Genomic DNA, 16,323 nt, shown 5'->3' with positions numbered 1-16,323 from the left:
CAAAATGAGGTGCTGTCATTGCCGATGTCGCCCTACTTGAGTGAGCAAGAGAGAAATGTTGTGGTTGATGCAGTGAACTCTTTCTCTCTTTAAATTAATTATAAAACCAGGCCAACCTAGGGGGCCTGGTTTTTGAGTTAAGAAAAACAAAAAATTAGGTTTTAAGTGAACTTACTCAAAACATCTATGCTTAGCTTTCTTGCTACTGGCATAAAAATGCTCTCCGGCCTAGTTATCAACAAAGCTGTTTCTGTATTAATCGGGCCTTCCGGTCTTGCATTAATTGGCCAATTGCAGAATAGTCAAGGCTTGATCCGCGCTTTTGCGCAAGGGGGGATCAATTCAGGAGTAACTAAATATACTGCTGAATATGCAGACGATACAGACAATACAAAGGTGATTTGGAGCACTGCTCTTAAAATTACATTACTTTGTTCAATTATAACTAGCATTCTAATGATGACATTCTCTAATGAAATGTCGAAGTATGTTTTTGATACAGAAGAATATAGTTATGTTTTTTCTTTGTTTGCTATCACAATAACATTGTTTTCGCTAAATCAATTGGTACTATCCATACTAAATGGTTTGAAGGAAATTAGAACTTATATTTCCATAAATATTACACAAAGTATTGTTGGATTAATTTTAACGCTGGTTCTGGTATATCTTTATGGATTAGATGGTGCTCTCATTGCATTGGTGACAAATCAATCTTTAGTAAGCTTTGTCTTATTAATTAAGTTAAGAAAGCACAACAAAATTATAATAAAAAACTTCACATCAAAGTTTGACAAGAAAACTAGTAGAAGGTTATTAAACTATACATTGATGACGCTTGCATCGACATTGGCAGTTCCAATGTCTATGATATTCATTCGAAATTATGTAGGTGAAAATGTATCTTGGGATGCCGCTGGGTATTGGCAAGCAATGAACTATATTTCTTCAACTTACTTATTAGTGATTACTACAGCTCTTGCTACTTATTATCTTCCAAGGTTGTCTGAAATAAAACTAGAAAGTGAGTTGAAAAAAGAGCTAAAGATAGGCTTCCTAGTAATAGTTCCACTTGTGTCTATTATTTCAATTTTTGTTTATCTATTGAAAGACTTTATTATCTGGGCTCTTTTTACAAAAGACTTTTATCCTATGTTAGTGCTATTTAAGTGGCAGTTGATAGGTAACGTATTAAAAATGTCTTCATGGCTCATTTCATATTTGATGCTTTCTAAGTCAATGACGAAAGAGTTTGTTATCTCCGAAATAGCATTCTCTGCATCGTATACATTCTTATGCTTTTATTTTGTGAACAATATGGGAATGGAGGGACTAAGCTTTGCTTACTTCCTAAACTACTTGATTTATTTCTTTATAATGATGTTTTGGATGAGTCGGATTATCAGGACAAAATATAAATAGAACTAGGTATAAAATATGAAAAAGGTTTCTTTTGTTTTACTTGCTTACAACCAGTCAGGCTTTATTGAGTCGGCAGTAAGGTCTGCACTTGAACAAGATTATGTAAATATTGAATATATTTTCTCCGACGATTGCTCGAATGATGATACATTCGAAATTATTGAGAGAACTTGTGCTCAATATCCAAACAAAAATATTATTTTAAATAGAAACGAAAAGAACTCAGGTATTGCTCAACATGTAAATATTGCTTTGAGTAAGGCTACAGGAGAAATAATTGCTATAGCTGCGGGTGATGATTTGTCTTTACCATCAAGAGTCAGCCAAGCTGTAGAGTGCTTTATTAGAAATGAACAAGTTTCGTTTTTATCTTTTAATGATGAGAAGATTGATGAGAGTGGAGAAAAGATTGGGCGCTTGAGCGACTTAGAGAGTGATCAGCGTTTTACGCTTGCAGACTACACTTCAGGCAAAAAAATCGTTACTAGTGGTGCGTCAAGAGTGTTTAGACGAAGCATTATAGACTCATTTGATGCATTAGATCCAACATGCCCTACGGAAGATACCCCCTTCTTGCTTAGAGGCTTATATTTGGGAGAGGGGATGATTATCAATCATCCTGGCATTTACTATCGAATTCATGGTAGTTCATTATCAGCTCCTGCAAATTTAGTTAAAATGAAGCATGAAAGAATAAAAAAACAATATCTTCAAGATATGGAGAAAGCAATAAAGTTAGGCCTTATATCAGATACGGACACAAAGTTAGTGAATGAATGGATTGATTATATCAGTTTGGTAAAAGATAAAGCTGCAAGTAAAGGAATAGAAAAAATAGCCATATACTTTAAGTTGATAACGAATCGAGTTTTCTTAAACAAATTATTTCAGTGAAAATGACAGATAAGTTACTATTCCTATTCTATTGCTTACTACTAGTTGCAGTTTTTGCATTCTCGCCATTCTTTTCATTTTATTTGTCCGTGACTCTTCTTCTTATTCAGAGTTATAGCTTTAATGCTGAATTTAGGTCAATGCTAGTGAGTAGTGCGTTTGCGCTTCTAGGAATCATCGTAACAGCGATGAGTAATGAACACTTTGCTGTACGAGGCGATGACTTCACTACGTATTATAATAACTACTTGGAAATTTATAATGGTCACTACAGTGATGCAATATTTCAATTCTCTGGGGGTATTGAAGTTGGTGTCCCATTACTAAACTTATTCATTTATAGTATTGTGGGAGAGCCACTTCCCTACGTATTTAAGCTGTTTCATATTGTTTTTATTCTTTCTTTACTGGTTTTTGTTTGCCTTAAAATTGTTAAGTATTATAATCTTAAGGCTCGCGATTTTTTCTTTATACTTGGTCTTTCTTTAATATTTTTCAAGCTTAACTATGTGTTTTTGATAATGAGACAGGGTTATGCGAGCCTATTTATAGTATTGGCAATATTCTCCTTAGGGAAGTTTAAGTATGTATTTCTGGCCATTGCATGTACATTTCATCTATCTAGCATAGTAATATATCCACTTTCTCTTTTTGTAATTAAAAATAAAAGCTCAAAAAAACTAAAATTGTTCATTCTGACTAGTATGCTAGTGAGTGCTTTTATTTTGGTAAACGTGAAAATATTCACATCTATTAATTTTAATAATGTGATTATGACAAAGCTTACATATGCTTTATCAGGGATGCTTGATTCTGGAATGATGTCTCAATCGATAATAACAAACATTAAAGGCCTTCTGTTCTTTTTGGTGCCATTTACAGTGTTGTTTGTTCGAAGAAAGTTAGATAAGAGTTTTTACCCATTTTTAGCTATGACAATCTTTGTTATGAGTACATCTTACCTACCAAGCCTGTCTTTCCGAGTTACTATGCCTATCTATGCATTATTAACTGGTTTTTTATACTTTAACTATTTGGGTAGAACTAAGCTATGTTTGGGGTTAGTTTTCCCTATACTCGTCTTCAGTCTGTTTAACTCAACATATTTCTCCAAGTTAAACTATGAAAGATACACAATGTTTGATACGAAACCGTTCTACTTTATTCCATCACTATTTGAAGACAGAGCTTTTAAGATCGATAGGTTCTCGTTACCTAAGGTTTCAAATAAAGAAAATGAAAACAAATTATAAAACAAGAGACAATAATGAAAAAAGTATTATTAGTTAACAGGGGTACTTGTAATAATTTGGGAGACCAAGCTATTAATGTTGCTTTTGAAAAGTTTCTTAATAATGAAATTGGCTGCGATGTTGTGTGTGAAGACTATACTTCTAAGTCTCAAAATGTGAATACCATTAACGCTGGTCAAGATGTAAGTCCTTTAAAAGGATTTCTTAAAAAAATTCTTCCTCTGAACCTAATTTGGTTTTTTAGAAACTATAATCGAATCAAGAAATGTATCGATAAGAACTTGCCTGACTTAATAGTCGTTGGTGGGGGGCAGTTACTGCTTCATGGCAGATTTAGTATTGCTGCTTTCACTTGGGTTTATCTTGCAAAGAAGCTCAATAAGAAAATAGTCTTTTCTAATGTTGGTTATGGAGGAAGTTATTCTTGGTTAGAAGACAAACTTATTAGTTGGGCTGTAAATAATGCAGATGGTATAAACGTCAGAGATAACAGATCATCTAAGATGATAGACGATTTATATAGTGTGAAGTCAGTGGTTTCTGGAGATGTCGTATTTACTGAAAAAGTCTTAACATTTTGTCCTGAAAAACAGACTCTTATCGCTTTGGGTGTTACTGCGCACTCTGTATATAATATGTATAACTCCAAACTTGAACGGGATGAATATTACAATTTATGGTTGGAGTTTTTAAGGAAGAACAACATATCAATCTCCAATGTCGTGTTGACCTATACTACTCAAGAAGATAGCGTCGAATGTGAGCTTTTCAAAGAATATATAAAGAGAGTACATAATGTCGATCTTGATATTCTCTATAATAAAACTTTGGATGATTATAAGAGTAATTTAGAGTCGGTGTCTCTTGTTGTGTCTGGGCGTATGCATGGTTTGATTTTGGCTATAAATAGTGGCTGTAGAGTCATTACATTCCCTATTTCAAATAAACTTAAGTCTTTTGATGATATTATTAACTCCGAAGATCTTGTTGAATTTAGAGAACGAACTAAAAAAGAAACTAGAAAATTCATTAATAGTCATTTTTAATTGTTTGAGGTTGATGTGAAATTAGGTATTTATGCCAACTGGAATATATTTCTCTCTGATGGTGGGTTTTATGTCGAAGGAATACATAAAAAGTATCTTGATCAGTTCGTTAAAAAAACAGAACAGGTTACATTACTATGTTCCTCATCTAGGAATCATGATATCCCAGAAAATTTTGAATTTGTTTCTACTCAGGACGTAAAACTCATACAGTTACCTGATTTTAATTCCTATTTAGGCGCCTTAAAAAAAAGCCATTCAATTTGGAATGGGATGAAAGAACTCCTTTCTGTTTCAGACTTTGTTTACTTAAGAACACCAGAGCCATTTAGCTGGTTTGCCGCTATACTGAAAAAAGATCAAGTTCTAAATTATCATTTTACTTCAAATCCTTTAGAGGTGCTTAGGGGTAGAATGAAAGATGACTTCCTTAAAAATCTATTTAAAATATTAATTTTTTATCCAGAGTATTTTCTTATTTCACTTAGTGCTTATTTTAATTTCTGCTCTGCTAATGGTAGTTCTGTACTAAAAAATGTTCCTTTTTTTATCAGAAAGAAAATTGATGTTTTGGTAGAAAGTAGTATTTTATCTACTGATGAATTCTCTTCACCTAATCTATTGCCAAATGAAAGCTTTAACTTTATTTGTGTTTCTCGTCTTCAAGAAGGTAAAGGTTTAGAGTTATTGATTGAGGCTTTCTCCGAATTAAAAAAGGAAAATGCAAGCCAGTCTTTTTCCTTGTCTATTGTTGGCAATGGTCCAACTTTAGAATCATTAGTATGTTTGACTAAAAAATTGCATATTGAAGGTGATGTTAAATTTCTAGGTTTTATTCCAAATGGTCCTAAACTCAATCAGGTGTATCAGGAGCATAACATTTTTGTAAATCCATCCATTTCTGAAACTGGACCTAGAACATTAATTGAAGCCCTATATAACAATTTATATTGTATATCTACTGATGTTGGTTATGTCCGTGATGTTATCGATGGAAATGATTCGTTAGGGGTTTTAGTCGAGCCCAATTGTAAAAAAGCGCTTGAGGCTTCATTGAAGTCAGTTGTTCAAAACTTCGACCTATCAGATATCAATAATATTAATAGGCGAAACTTGATTGAAGGTTACACATTGGACTCATTTATTAGTAATGTTCTCAAGAAAGGCTAAGGGTTAAGTATGAAGAAAAGACTAAACTTTTTGTACAGTTGGTTTGTTTGGGGGGGGACTTTTTTCTTTCCTGATGCTCCTATTATAATGAGGTTCCGAGGGTGGTTATACTCTTTTTTCATGCCTAGTTGTGGTAAGAACTTTCAGGTTGCTTCTAGCGTCAGGATATTAGGCTTGGCGAATTTAAGTGTTGGAGAGAATGTCTTTCTAGCAACAGGCGTTGTTATAAATGCTCGCGAAAGAATAACTTTGCATGATGAAGTTCTAATAGGTATTAATACTTTGCTTGTTTCGTCAAATCACACTAAGAAGAACGGATCTTACAGGTTTGGAAAACCGACAGGTTCCCCGATTATTATCGGCCAAGGAACTTGGATTGCTGGTAATGTTGTTGTCGGCGCTGGAGCAAATATTCCCCATAGTAGCTTGATTGGAGCAAACTCATACGTCAACAAGAAGCTTACTTCAGTAGGCCTGTATGCAGGTAGTCCGGTTAGATTGATCAAAGAGGAGCTCTAAATTGACTTCTATGGTTTCTATAATCATGCCAACTTACAACTCTGAGCAAACAGTTGTAGAAAGCATTCAAAGTGTACTATCCCAAACGTACAAAAACTGGGAACTTGTAATAGTAGATGACAGATCTACCGATAATACTTGGAAAGTGATTCAAACATACGCTGATAAGTACGACAATATTCGTGTCTATCAGAATAAAGAAAATCTAGGGGCTGGTGCTAGTCGTAATTTCGCTATAGAACAAGCAAAAGGTCGCTTCATTGCATTTTTAGATTCTGATGACTTATGGATGGAAAACAAACTAGCAGAGCAGATTCCATTCATGCTGGAGAATAACTATCCACTCACATACACCCACTATAGCCGTTTTAATAGTGAAGAAGAGCTAAGCGTTGTAACTGCGCCAGAATATACAACGTACAAAAAACTCATGTACAGTAACGTTATCGGATGCCTAACTGCCGTTTACGATACACAGAAACTAGGTAAGCGCTATATGCCTCTTATTCGTAAGCGTCAGGATATGGGATTGTGGTTAGATATATTGAAAGAGACACCAAAAGCTTACTGTCTACCTAAGCCATTAGCAAAGTATCGGATGGATAGTGGTATGACAGCTAACAAATTTAGCGTTTTGTCATATCAATGGAAGTTCTATAGAGACGTAGTAGGCTTGAGTTTGCCAAGAAGTCTATTTACATTTTCTGTCTATGCCGTTAAAGGTACGATGAAACACCGAACTAAGCGCAAGTCTTAGTCTCGCTAATCTTCGGTAGAACCTAGTAACACAAAATACGCATACAAAAAGAGCAGCTACCGTAAGGCGCTGCTCTTTTTTATACCTGTGATCCGTTCGATTTAATTCGCCGTTTTCTAGCGACCCATCCCAAACAACACTGTTTTAACCGTAAGGAAAAGAATCTTCACTTCCATCATCCAGTTTTGGTGTTTGATGTAGTAAATATCGTATTTATGCTTCCAGATGGCATCTTCTACTGATGCACCATAAGGGTATTTTACTTGGGCTAGGCCAGTTACCCCAGGTTTCACTGCGTGACGAAAGCGGTAGTAAGGAATAGCTTTTTCCAATTCAGAGATGAACACCTCGCGTTCTGGGCGTGGGCCAACCATCGACATCTCTCCCTTTAGTACATTGATTAACTGAGGGAGCTCATCTATGCGAGTCTTACGAATAAAACAGCCGACTTTCGTTACGCGCGCGTCATTTTTAGTTGCCCATTGGGCACCATTCTTTTCCGCATCGTTTCGCATCGAGCGAAACTTAATCACTTCAAACTCTTCATTATATTGGCCAGTACGACGCTGCTTAAAGAATACCGGGCCTGGTGACTCAAGCTTAATAAGCAGTGCCGTAATAAGCCCTACTGGGATAGCAACCCACGACAGCATAAAAACAAACAATAAATCAATAAAGCGCTTTTGCCAGCTGTTCTTACGATTAGAGAGGATAGAAAAAGCTTTTTGGTGTAAGAAGTAGCCGCTATGCAAGAGCTCAGTTTCAGTGTAGCCAAGTGAACGATCAAAGTAGCTCACTAAAGGCTCAACCCAAGCGCCTAGTTCTGTCGCAGCTACAAGAAACGCCTGCTGCTCAGGGTTTAGGTGTGAGCTTTTGAAGTGGCAAAGCGTTTTACTCTTGAAATCCCTAAGGGCATAGTTATTAACTTGAGCGTTAATCTCAGGATGTCTCTTAAGTACCTGAGCAATCTTTGTTTCGTCTTCTTTTGGACAGTAGATATAAATACAAGCATCGGTTTCGCTTGCTGATAACTCGTCCAATGTTGATGTTATGCTGATAGAATTATTCTTAGCTAATTCAGTTGCTTCTCGTTCTTGAAGCGTGTCGCTCATACTGTCTGTCATAGGAATGGAATAAGTTGTTTTCGGCTAGCCAATTGCTTACAAGTCGGCGATTATAATTTAATTCGTATAGAAATTATATCCCTTAATCCAGAACATGCTTGTAACTTTGAGAATTTTCTTGAACCTGAGTCCTTACCTATGGCTTGTTTTTGAATCTTGACGTTACTATATCAATGAATTCGACAAACTATGTTTGCGATATATTATATTGTCTCGAAATTAAATAATTATCTAATTCACTATAATACGCAGTTATATCCGAGGTTGATTAGTTGTTGATAAAGTGCTTTTTTCGAATCTTCCTCACCATGTATAAGGTGAACCTCCTTAGGAGGAGTGGGAATGGCAGTTACAAATTGTATTAAGTCGTTCATATCGGCATGTGCAGAGTAGCCTGACATCGTATGAACTTGAGCTTTCACTTTTACGCGTTTACCTTCAATCAATACACTTTCTGCTTCATCTTGGATACGCCGACCTAAAGTCCCTTCCGCTTGATAGCCGGCAAATAGCACATCATTTCTTTCATCAGGCAGCAAAGCTTCTAAATAATTGACGACTCGTCCACCTTCACACATTCCTGAGGCCGCAACTACGATAGCAGCTTCTGCTGTGCTCGCGAGTCGATTCACGAGCTTTAAATGGTCAGTGTGGCTTTCGACCATAATACATTGATCAAATGCAAGAGGATGTCGGTGATGCTCGAGCCGCTCTTTCGCTTCTGCTCCCCAAAGCTTTTTAAATTGGCGATAGGTATTAGTTACCTTTTTAGCCAAAGGAGAATCAAGAATAATAGGCAGTGAATCTTGCAAAGCGTGCTCATGAATAAGCTGTTCTATATCAAAGAGTAACTCTTGAGTTCTCCCGACGCTAAAAGCCGGTATAACAATTACGCCACCATCCTGAAGTGCATGCTCAATAATAGAAAGCAATCGCCTACTGCGAGACTCTACATCTTCGTGAACTTTATTGCCGTATGTCGACTCGATAAACAAATAGTCAGCTTTTTCAGGCGATACCGGATCCGGTAGGAGAGGCGTGTTACGAGAGCCCAAATCCCCTGAGAACACAACAACCTCATTGTTTGATAAACGAAACTCAACATATGCAGACCCTAAAATGTGTCCTGCTGGTTGAAAGCGAAGAGAGGCATGTTCTTCAATCTCTATCCATTGGGAATAAGGGCAAGGGCGAATAAGCGTTCGAATAAAATCGAGCACTTTTTCCCTTTGATGATGCCTCATGCCTAGTTGGAGCTTTAATCCATCTTCTAACATAAGCGGTAAGAGCTCAGCGGAGGCTTCCGTACAGTAAATAGGCCCCTTATAGCCAGCAGCCAATAACCAAGGTAGCCGACCAACATGATCGATATGAGAATGGGTTAGAACAACCGCTTTGAGATCAGAGATAGAAAAGTCGATATTCAAACTCTGCCGCTGAGCATTATCTTCACCTTGTAGCAAACCACAGTCGATCAGCACACTTCCATTTTGTAACACGAGCTCGTGGCAAGAGCCAGTAACCGTATTTTTCCCACCGTGGTGCAGTACTTTCATAACAAAACGACGCTTTTACCTTTGCTAGCTTACGCTTGTGAGTATCTATATTACACGTAGCCAAACCTCACTATTTGGCAGCGATTTGGTAAATCGCTCAGTAGGTAGGGTAAGCAGGCAGATAGTGAATAAGTGAGTGTATTGTAGGCAAGCAAAATAGGAGAAAGAAAATGGCAAAACTGAAAGTTTAGAGAGACTTAGATATTCGTCATAAATTTGACTGTGTTAAGTTGCAACTGCTTGTGATGCAATTCATGTTATTGCAATTATTTGCATTTAAGCTTTTGGAATCAACGTCACTGGCTGCTTAGTCCTAACTACGTAAATGGGCGTCTGATAATTATAATTTTATAAAACCGACACATTTCTGACGCTTTAAGTGTCAGGAAAGAGCTATTTTTTTGTAAGCTTTTCGATTGAATGGCTTTTCGTTGCAACGAGTTTACTATACAATTCGTCACCAGATCGGAGATGCAACCGATTAAATCGTGAACATTTCAATTGCCTCTAGGAGCCAGACCTAGGGGCGGTAGCGTGCCCGAAGTCGTTATAACTCCGAGGTTTCTAAAGCTAAGTATCTGAAAAGTGAAATAACTTTTAATAATAATAAGCATCTAAGTGCATTTCTGGCAAGATTGATTTATAAAAAACGAGAACTATTACAAATTTATGTAATTCCCTTTTGTCAGAGGGACGCTCAAAGCTAACAAAGTGGCGAGCAAATGTTGGTTAGGCATAGGTTACAATTAAAATCTCCATTTCTCATACCTATCAAAACCAAATACTAGGTTTATAGAAGTACTTAACTACCGGTCCAAACCGTCAGTTAGTATGTTCAGCTTTGTATTTGGCCTGCCTATAAAAGGCTGAGAACCGATGGCCGTCACGAGCTAGTGTTGGTGGAACTCAGTTACTTACATATTCAATATTAGAAATTAGCGTTTGCAATGCGTTACAACCCACGTTGGCTAATGTGGTTTTGTCACGCCCAAAAATCACCTGCTCATTCTTAGAGTTCGGCGTGTCTAGATACGAGCGAAGCAAGAATTAGCAGTATCGGACCTGTGATGCAATGGAATCCGTAAAGGAAATCAGTCGGATGCGTTATAGATTTACCTCAAACTTATTTAATAACACAGTTGGCTATCATGAATAATGCATATTTATTTGTATTTATTTTGTCGTTCGTTCTACTTTTTGTTATGCGCAAAGTTGCTAAGCGCGTAGGTCTAGTAGATAAACCCAATGCAAGAAAGCTCCACCAAGGAGTAGTACCCCTTGTGGGAGGTATCTCCATTTTCTCTACTATACTGGTCGGGTTCCTTCTGTTCCTACCAATGAATGACAACCTATCACTCTACTTATCTTGTTCGGCTGTGCTTATAGTGCTCGGTGCATTAGATGACTACTACGATGTAAGTTTCAAAATTCGCCTTATTATCCAAGCCGGAATATCCCTTGCGATGATTTACATCGGAGGTCACAGCTTACACGATTTAGGCTATTTAATGGGGAGCGAAACCATTGCCCTTAATGAAGTCGCTGGCGCAGTGATCACCGTTATTGCGGTAATAGGCGCAATTAACGCATTTAATATGGTTGATGGCATAGACGGCTTGCTGGGCGGGTTAGCCTCTGTCACCTTTACAGCATTAGGTATTGTATTTGCCTACAACGGAAACGAATATTTAGCTACGATCTGTTTAATGATCGTGACTGCGATGCTTCCTTACATCTTCCTGAACTTAGGTTTCCCACTTGGTCGTCGCTTTAAGATCTTTATGGGTGATGCTGGCAGTATGTTTATCGGCTTTACAGTAGTCTGGATGCTGATTCGCGGCACGCAAGAACCAGGAGCGGTAGCCTTCAAGCCAGTCACAGCACTGTGGCTGATAGCTTTACCGTTGATGGACATGGCAACCATTATGATCCGTCGTATTCGTAAAGGTCAGTCACCATTCCAACCAGACAGAGAGCATCTACACCATATTTGTCAGCGTATTGGGCTGTCTCCAGGTGCAACGTTAGTTTTCATCTGTTCGATGGCATCAATTTGTGCCGCTATCGGTTTGTGGGCTGATTTTGTTGGCATTAGTGAATCAATAATGTTTATTGCTTTCTTGATTTTGTTTGCATGCTATTTCTCGGTAATTAGCCATATTTGGCGCATCTCTTCTTGGTTAAATGTTTGGAAAAAGCGTCATAGAATTACCACTGAGCAATTATAAGTTACATATAGGAAAATTATTTTTATTTTATATTTGGCTAGGAAAAAATAATGACAATGAAAAAAATTTTAACAGTTTTTGGAACGCGTCCTGAAGCTATAAAAATGGCACCTTTAGTTCATGCTCTATCAAACGATCCACGTTATGAATCTAAATGTTGCGTTACCGCGCAACATAGAGAGATGTTAGATCAAGTTTTAGAATTATTTGAGATAAATCCTGATTATGATCTTAATTTGATGAAGGTAGGACAAACTTTAAATGATGTCTCGGCCAGAATTATTCAAGAATTAAAGCCTGTTCTTCAAGATTTTAAGCCCGATGTGGTGTTAGTGCATGGGGATACGGCTACCACGTTTGCTGCGAGTTTAGCAGCGTATTATGAACAAATAGAAGTAGGCCATGTTGAAGCAGGTCTTCGCACAGGAAACATATATTCTCCTTGGCCAGAAGAAGCCAATCGACGTCTAACTGGTGTTTTGACGAAATATCATTTCGCTCCTACTGAAACATCGAGAGATAACTTACTTCGAGAAAATTTTTGTCCAGAAGATATATATGTAACAGGTAATACAGTAATCGATGCATTACTAATGGTTAGAGAAAAAATTGAAACCAATACATGGCTAAAATCTCAGCTAGAGGAACAATTTCCGTTCTTAGACGAAAATAAAAAGTTGATTTTAGTTACAGGACACCGACGAGAGAGTTTTGGGGGGGGCTTTGAAAGAATTTGTGAAGCTTTAGCGCAAACTGCGAAAAGTAATCCAGATGTTCAAATCTTATACCCAATGCACTTAAATCCGAATGTGCGTGAGCCAGTTAACAGAATATTGGGTGATATTGACAATGTTTTATTGATAGAACCGCAGCAATATCTGCCATTTATTTATTTGATGGACCGAGCCAATATCATTTTAACCGATTCTGGCGGCATCCAAGAAGAAGCGCCATCGTTAGGCAAGCCAGTTTTAGTGATGCGTGATACGACAGAAAGACCAGAAGCGGTTGAGGCAGGTACGGTAAAATTAGTCGGCACAAATACGGACAAGATAATTACCGCACTAGAAGTCTTATTAAAAGATGAAGCGACGTACAAAGAAATGAGTTATGCACATAACCCATATGGTGATGGCAAAGCTTGTCAAAGAATTTTAAACACATTAGCAAAATAAAATTTAATATCGGAATAAATTATGTCATTTGAAACAATTTCAGTAATTGGCTTAGGATATATTGGTCTACCAACAGCGGCAATGTTCGCTTCTCGTAAGAAAAACGTAATTGGCGTTGATGTAAATTCAAAAGCAGTTGAGACAATCAATCAAGGTAAAATTCATATTGTAGAGCCTGAGCTAGATATGATTGTGAGTGCTGCGGTGACAGAAGGTTACCTCAAAGCGACTCTTACACCTGAACCGGCAGATGCTTTTTTAATTGCTGTTCCAACGCCTTTTTTACCATGTGACGAAGGGGATGTTCCCGCACCAGACCTATCATATATCGAAGCTGCGAGTAAAGCTTTAGCTCCGGTGCTGAAGAAGGGGGATCTAGTAATTCTAGAGTCAACATCTCCGGTTGGTGCTACAGAAAAAATGTCTGCATGGTTAGCGGAAATGCGTCCTGACCTTACTTTTCCTCAGACCCATGGTAATGATGCTGATGTAAACATTGCCCATTGTCCTGAGCGAGTTTTACCAGGCCACGTGGTTCGTGAACTGGTAGAAAATGATCGAGTTATTGGTGGTATGTCAGCCCGTTGTTCTGAGCGATCTGTTGAACTTTACAAAACATTTGTTCAAGGGGAGTGTGTAGTAACGAATGCGCGCACTGCCGAAATGGCAAAATTAACAGAAAATAGTTCGCGTGATGTTCAAATTGCTTTTGCCAACGAGCTCTCCATTATTTGTGACAAGTTAGATATTAATGTTTGGGAACTGATTGAACTGGCAAACCGTCACCCTCGCGTGAATATTTTACAGCCTGGACCTGGTGTGGGTGGACATTGTATAGCGGTGGACCCATGGTTTATTGTATCCAATACTCCAAAAGAAGCTCAGCTTATTCATACTGCTCGCAAAGTAAATGATAACAAGCCAGAGTGGGTTATCAATAAAGTTAAACTGGCGATTGCAGAGTTTCTGCAAGCGAATCCGGATAAGACGGCTAGGGAAGTCACTGTTGCATGTTACGGGCTAGCATTTAAACCGGATATTGATGATCTACGTGAGAGCCCTGCCATGGACATTACTAAAGAAATTGCAGCGATGCATTCTGGTAGAGTAATAGCCGTTGAACCTAATATTAAGAAACTACCTTTAAACCTTCAAAGTGTTGAGCTACTAGACTTTGATATCGCCAAACTAGAAAGTGATGTTCATGTACTTTTGGTTGATCATAAAGAGTTCAAAGAAGCTTGTATTACTACAGGTATTAAAGTAGATACTAAAGGGGTGTGGTAACCTTATTACGATTCGCAGGATGTATTAATTATCCATCCTGCGAATATAAATTGTGCATTCAATATAGATTGAGTTATGAATGGAAATTAAACTGCTAATATTGGTAAATTTTTCACTTTCAATTTTTCTTTATCTAATAAATATAAAAAAAGAATTAATACACATTGATAAGATTTATATGTTTGGTCTTATGGTGTTTTTTGTTTTGCCAAGCATATACATATCAATATTATATGCCAGTAATAATTACTATTATATATATCCAGAAGAAATCCTCATTAGCAATATTGTTGTCACAATGGTATTGATTTCTGTTATATGTTCAACTTTTTTTTTAGACTTCTTTAAAATTAAAAAAAATGGTTGGGATATAAAACCAAGTGTAATATACCTACTACTTATTCTTCTTTTTATTAGCTATATTTCAAAGTTTCAAATGATTTTGTCTGGATCTGCTGTCATAGAGGATAAGTATGCAGAGGTCACAGCAGTCTCTTCTATTACAAAATATTTTTCAAATTTTGATATTTCTATATTTCCTATTTTATGTGCTTTATATTTTGGGAGAGATAACAAAACATTTTTAATTAGAAGTGTTTTTTTGCTATCTCTTGTTATTATGCTTTCATATGCAATTTTTCAAGGTAGAAGGTTTGGAATAATATACCCTGTTATAGTTTGCTGTCTTATTTATTGTATTTTTAATAAAATAAATTTAAAGAAAATGTTTTTATTAGGCTCGATGTTGTTCTTTTGTTTTTTTATTATGACATCTGTTCGGATTACACAGGCAAAACATTTATCTGGTCATGGAGAATCAATAAGCTCTTTAGAAGCTATACAGAAGATTAACTCTGATAGCCTTACAGGTATATCACAATCGATAATAAGCAGAATTGGTAATCCTTTTATCATGACTAACCATACCATATATAAACGTTATTATTCTGATGGTGAGCCATTTTACCAAGTCGGAGAACATGCACTACTATCGCTTATTCCTAGGGCTCTTTATTCAGAAAAAGGTCAAGTTTCTATAGGGAATGAATTTGGTAAAGAACTTAGTTTAATATCAAGTTATAACAATATTACGAAAATAAACCCAGGCTGGCCGGCTGAGGTTATTTATAGTTATGGTATTTTAGGTGTATTCCCATTCTTTCTTCTTGTTACTGCATTCATTAAGATACTATATAAGACAATAGATCTCAAGAAAAGTACCGGAGTTATAATATATACGTCATTATTTACTTTCGCTTTTTCTGGTTTTCAAATGGAGTTCTCTTTCGCATTTAATACCTTTGTGAAAACGTTGTTTGTTCTCCTTCTTATATCATTTATTTATAGACAAAAAAGCGCTAATGATTAATTTTATAAAAAAGGTTTTGGCAGCAGACTTAATTTCTAAGTTTTGTCAGATTATTTTAACCTTATTGCTGATTAGAATTTTAAGTAAAAATGATTATGCTATATATGCAGGAGTTCTCGCTTGGTCTATGTTAGCTGCGAGTTTTACCTCTGGACTTAATATTTCTTTATTAAGAAAAGTTGCGAAATATGGTATGAGTAACCTGAGCTTATTTTACTCAACTATGCTGATTGCTTTTGCTAGCATTTCTTTTATCGTCCTATTTATTATTTTTTCATATAACTCAACTAGTGTTTTTTTAGTTGCGATTCTAAGCGTTTCTCTGATAGGTTTCCAGCTTATCGCATCTTTCTTACAAGCCAAGAAAGATGTTGTATTTTACGCAATAACATCTTCAATAAAAAGTCTCATTCCATTTTTACTTATTTGCACCTTATATCTTATATGTAATAATATTACGGTCGAAGATTATATATATATATTATTTTTTTCCTTTTTGTTCATATTGTTTTCTTTTATCGTA

At 36.5% G+C, this 16,323-nt stretch carries 14 protein-coding genes; 12 read left to right on the top strand and 2 right to left on the bottom strand.

Features of this window, described 5'->3' with window-relative positions:
• The first annotated feature begins 165 nt into the window (after positions 1–165).
• From BIW15_RS23360 to BIW15_RS23330, 7 genes are all read left to right on the top strand, one after another.
• Positions 166–1,422 carry an O-antigen translocase gene (locus tag BIW15_RS23360; protein ID WP_031812724.1) on the top strand — a complete coding sequence of 419 codons (1,257 nt, stop codon included), beginning with the start codon at positions 166–168 and terminating at the stop codon, positions 1,420–1,422.
• Between the two features lie 15 nt (positions 1,423–1,437).
• Complete coding sequence (locus tag BIW15_RS23355) at positions 1,438–2,316, top strand: glycosyltransferase (protein ID WP_021486842.1); 879 nt, start codon at positions 1,438–1,440, stop codon at positions 2,314–2,316.
• Between the two features lie 146 nt (positions 2,317–2,462).
• The gene (locus BIW15_RS23350) at positions 2,463–3,569 is read left to right on the top strand and encodes an EpsG family protein (protein ID WP_158083700.1); all 1,107 of its coding nucleotides are present in this window, start codon (positions 2,463–2,465) and stop codon (positions 3,567–3,569) included.
• Between the two features lie 14 nt (positions 3,570–3,583).
• Positions 3,584–4,615: a polysaccharide pyruvyl transferase family protein gene (locus tag BIW15_RS23345; protein ID WP_025499220.1), complete on the top strand. Its 1,032-nt coding sequence runs from the start codon at positions 3,584–3,586 to the stop codon at positions 4,613–4,615.
• A gap of 15 nt (positions 4,616–4,630) precedes the next feature.
• Positions 4,631–5,785 (top strand): glycosyltransferase, encoded by a 1,155-nt coding sequence (locus BIW15_RS23340; protein WP_134956573.1) that lies wholly within the window; start codon positions 4,631–4,633, stop codon positions 5,783–5,785.
• 9 nt (positions 5,786–5,794) lie between these two features.
• On the top strand, positions 5,795–6,304 hold the full coding sequence (locus BIW15_RS23335) for an acyltransferase (RefSeq protein ID WP_025632458.1): 510 nt from the start codon (positions 5,795–5,797) through the stop codon (positions 6,302–6,304).
• Positions 6,305–6,314: 10 nt separating this feature from the next.
• A complete protein-coding gene (locus tag BIW15_RS23330) occupies positions 6,315–7,061 on the top strand; it encodes a glycosyltransferase family 2 protein (protein WP_025632461.1) in 747 nt (248 codons plus the stop codon).
• A 116-nt stretch (positions 7,062–7,177) separates the two neighbouring features.
• Here BIW15_RS23330 and BIW15_RS23325 read toward each other — a convergent pair whose 3' ends face one another.
• Together BIW15_RS23325 and BIW15_RS23320 are read right to left on the bottom strand one after the other, a co-directional pair.
• Positions 7,178–8,185: a sugar transferase gene (locus BIW15_RS23325; protein WP_025577742.1), complete on the bottom strand. Its 1,008-nt coding sequence runs from the start codon at positions 8,183–8,185 to the stop codon at positions 7,178–7,180.
• 239 nt (positions 8,186–8,424) lie between these two features.
• Entirely contained in the window at positions 8,425–9,741 is a 1,317-nt protein-coding gene (locus BIW15_RS23320; RefSeq protein WP_025625825.1) for an MBL fold metallo-hydrolase, read from the bottom strand.
• A gap of 1,148 nt (positions 9,742–10,889) precedes the next feature.
• Between BIW15_RS23320 and wecA the strand changes: the two genes are divergently transcribed.
• The 5 genes from wecA to BIW15_RS23295 form a co-directional block, all read left to right on the top strand.
• Positions 10,890–11,969 carry a UDP-N-acetylglucosamine--undecaprenyl-phosphate N-acetylglucosaminephosphotransferase gene (wecA, locus tag BIW15_RS23315; protein ID WP_077281696.1) on the top strand — a complete coding sequence of 360 codons (1,080 nt, stop codon included), beginning with the start codon at positions 10,890–10,892 and terminating at the stop codon, positions 11,967–11,969.
• A 50-nt stretch (positions 11,970–12,019) separates the two neighbouring features.
• Positions 12,020–13,144, top strand: coding sequence for a non-hydrolyzing UDP-N-acetylglucosamine 2-epimerase (gene wecB / locus BIW15_RS23310; RefSeq protein ID WP_025632467.1), 1,125 nt, complete (start codon positions 12,020–12,022; stop codon positions 13,142–13,144).
• Between the two features lie 21 nt (positions 13,145–13,165).
• On the top strand, positions 13,166–14,431 hold the full coding sequence (gene wecC / locus BIW15_RS23305; RefSeq protein WP_077281695.1) for a UDP-N-acetyl-D-mannosamine dehydrogenase: 1,266 nt from the start codon (positions 13,166–13,168) through the stop codon (positions 14,429–14,431).
• A 79-nt stretch (positions 14,432–14,510) separates the two neighbouring features.
• Complete coding sequence (locus tag BIW15_RS23300) at positions 14,511–15,800, top strand: O-antigen polymerase (protein ID WP_077281694.1); 1,290 nt, start codon at positions 14,511–14,513, stop codon at positions 15,798–15,800.
• On the top strand, positions 15,793–16,323 hold a 531-nt coding region (locus BIW15_RS23295; RefSeq protein WP_218673962.1), incomplete at its 3' end, for a hypothetical protein. The genes BIW15_RS23300 and BIW15_RS23295, both read left to right, overlap by 8 nt.

Source organism: Vibrio sp. SALL6 (genome assembly GCF_002002385.1).
GTDB lineage: Bacteria > Pseudomonadota > Gammaproteobacteria > Enterobacterales > Vibrionaceae > Vibrio > Vibrio parahaemolyticus.
This window is presented reverse-complemented; position numbering and strand designations above follow the sequence as displayed.

Coding starts and splice junctions, on each gene's coding strand:
- BIW15_RS23355 (WP_021486842.1), top strand. CDS start 1,438: ATGAAAAAGGTTTCTTTTGTTTTACTTGCTTACAACCAGTCAGGCTTT.
- BIW15_RS23345 (WP_025499220.1), top strand. CDS start 3,584: ATGAAAAAAGTATTATTAGTTAACAGGGGTACTTGTAATAATTTGGGA.
- BIW15_RS23335 (WP_025632458.1), top strand. CDS start 5,795: ATGAAGAAAAGACTAAACTTTTTGTACAGTTGGTTTGTTTGGGGGGGG.
- BIW15_RS23330 (WP_025632461.1), top strand. CDS start 6,315: ATGGTTTCTATAATCATGCCAACTTACAACTCTGAGCAAACAGTTGTA.
- BIW15_RS23325 (WP_025577742.1), bottom strand. CDS start 8,185: ATGACAGACAGTATGAGCGACACGCTTCAAGAACGAGAAGCAACTGAA.
- BIW15_RS23320 (WP_025625825.1), bottom strand. CDS start 9,741: ATGAAAGTACTGCACCACGGTGGGAAAAATACGGTTACTGGCTCTTGC.
- wecA (WP_077281696.1), top strand. CDS start 10,890: ATGAATAATGCATATTTATTTGTATTTATTTTGTCGTTCGTTCTACTT.
- wecB (WP_025632467.1), top strand. CDS start 12,020: ATGACAATGAAAAAAATTTTAACAGTTTTTGGAACGCGTCCTGAAGCT.
- wecC (WP_077281695.1), top strand. CDS start 13,166: ATGTCATTTGAAACAATTTCAGTAATTGGCTTAGGATATATTGGTCTA.
- BIW15_RS23300 (WP_077281694.1), top strand. CDS start 14,511: ATGGAAATTAAACTGCTAATATTGGTAAATTTTTCACTTTCAATTTTT.